General features: G+C 30.7%; 3 protein-coding genes. All 3 read left to right on the forward strand.

The genetic code is table 11. The annotated features are described in order from the left end of the window. Window positions 1-130 precede the first annotated feature (130 nt). The 3 genes from B5440_RS15370 to B5440_RS15380 all read left to right on the forward strand — a co-directional run bounded on the left by B5440_RS15370 (window position 131) and on the right by B5440_RS15380 (window position 2,077). On the forward strand, window positions 131-394 hold the full coding sequence (locus B5440_RS15370; protein WP_070055008.1) for a hypothetical protein: 264 nt from the start codon (window positions 131-133) through the stop codon (window positions 392-394). Between the two features lies 1 nt (window position 395). Continuing rightward, entirely contained in the window at window positions 396-830 is a 435-nt protein-coding gene (locus tag B5440_RS15375) for a hypothetical protein (RefSeq protein ID WP_070055007.1), read from the forward strand. 164 nt (window positions 831-994) lie between these two features. Then, window positions 995-2,077, forward strand: coding sequence for a hypothetical protein (locus B5440_RS15380; protein ID WP_070055006.1), 1,083 nt, complete (start codon window positions 995-997; stop codon window positions 2,075-2,077). Window positions 2,078-2,312: the final 235 nt, after the last annotated feature.

Consider the following 2,312-nt stretch of genomic DNA (forward strand, 5'->3'; position numbering starts at 1 on the left):
AATTTAAACTATGTGCGTTTTTTTCTAAACCTGATTTTTCCTACAGAAAAAATCATTACCTGTAAGCAGCACAGTTTTTATACGGGACGTTGGCAATAATGCAAAACCTCCGAACTTAAAATCAAAATATATGAAAGATTCCTATGATAAATCTATCCAATTAGTTTGTATAACTTGTGGAGATTCAAACTTTGAATACAACGATGAAAAAACTTGGATAAAGTGCAACCGTTGCGAACGAGAATATAATGGAGGTTACGACGAATTAGTTGAATTAAATCAAGAGAAGATAAATAACGAACTTGAGGAAACTCAACAGGAAATCAGAAAGGATTTACAAGAAGATTTAAATAAAATGTTCAAAGACACTTTTAAGAATATAAAACTAAAATAATATGGCGATAGCCGGATTACTTATTTCCCTTTTAGCACTCGGATTTTCCTTATTTACATATATCAAACACGATTCAAAAATTAAAAAGCAATCTGCTTTAATTAATGAATACGAAATTGAAAAAATAAAGGACGAAAAAATAAAATCCAAAAAAGCCATTATTGAAGGTAATGTGGTTAAAGACAATAAAGGAAATAGGAATTTAAAAATTTACAACCGAGGTAAATCCGTTGCAAAAGATGTCACGGTAAAGATTCCCGATGTAAAAGGAATAATGAAAGGTTCTAACCCTACTCCTATTGAAATACGCCCCCAACAAGGAATAGAAATAGATTTCTTTGTAACAATGGGAGCGCCGGACCTCTTGACCGTTGAATATTATTGGAAGGACGATTTTAGCTCCGACAACTCTGATACACAAACTTTCCAATTATAAACCAAAAAAGCACTATTGCCAACACTGTATAAAAAAAATGCTCAAGTCTGTTTCAATTCGAAACTCCGTGCTTGCTTGCAACGCCTGATCGTCCTGCGGACAATCAAGCTCGCCAGCTAGCACTATTTTTTATACGGGACGTTGTGCAAAATTGAAATGAAAATATGACCAAAAAAATTCTGTTCTTACTCTTAATTCTAGCTTCTTCAGTTAATGCTCAAAACCCTGAAAGGATTAATCCTGACTCACTAAATGTATATAGTGAAATTACAGAACTGCAAAAAACAGTTGGAAGTTTAGAAAAAGAATTAGAAAATCAAGAAAAAATAAATAACAGATCTTATTCAAGTATTTCAAATCAGATTAGTGCAGCTTCTTGGAATCTGACAATCTTTGGAATCTTGTTCGGTGTAGCTGCTTTATTCATAGGTGTGTATGTAACATATATTGAAAGAAAAATCATTGATTTAAAGGATAAAAATGAAACCCTACTAGAAAAAACTTTAAAAACTAAAGAAGAGGTAGTTGCGATCAATGATAATATCAACAACAATTTAAACAAGATTTTCTTAAAAATAAGAAGAGAAGAAACAATTCATATTTTAAAAAGACTAACAAAAATTCCAGAAGATATAGGAAACTTTACACAACAACTACTTTCTAGAGAATTAGAAAGAGACGACTTTAATTATTTAAAAGAGGCTTACAAAAATTTAGGACCAAAACCACAACCTGATGAAGATAGTTGGATTAAACTGGATTTAAGTCATCACGGTAGTTATCAATTAGTATTCTTTCAGCACTTCCTAGACTTAGCATTAAAAGATGAAATCATCGGACCACATATGGCTGATAAATATGAATCTGCAATAAAAAGTTCTTTTAAAAATGATATGATAAAGTCAACAGAGGACTTTTCTAGAGCCCTTGTAGATTTAGGTCTGGAAAATCGTAAAAATGATATTAATAAATATTTTGAAGGACTTAGTAAATCGGATTTTAAAAATAATTCCGATATAATGAATATTTTATTGAATAGTTTACAAAGTCGTGAGAATCAGTTTAAATTATTCAATTTAATTGAAGATGAAGATCATACTTTACCTTCAAAATTGTTATATGCTAGAATTTTAAAAAAGAAATATAAGGATTCCAAATTAACGGAATCCGAAAAAATCACATTAGAGAATGTTGATGAGCTAATAGTAAGATTTGAAAAGTCTCAAGAAGCAAAAGAAAAAACGTGACTAAATAGTAAAATCAACTTTGCACAACAGCATATAAAAACAATGCTAAAGCCTGTGCCAAATCGAAAATTCTGTGCTTGCTTGTTGCGCCTGATTTTCCTACGGAAAATCAAGCTCACCATCGCACAGTTTTTATACGAGACGTTGTGTGTAAGTGTGAAAAAGTCTAACTTAATTTAAAACTATGGATATGAAAACAAAATCGAATTTTAAAACTGCAATTCTGAATTTATTT

Source organism: Salegentibacter salarius, from assembly GCF_900168265.1.
GTDB classification, from domain to species: domain Bacteria; phylum Bacteroidota; class Bacteroidia; order Flavobacteriales; family Flavobacteriaceae; genus Salegentibacter; species Salegentibacter salarius.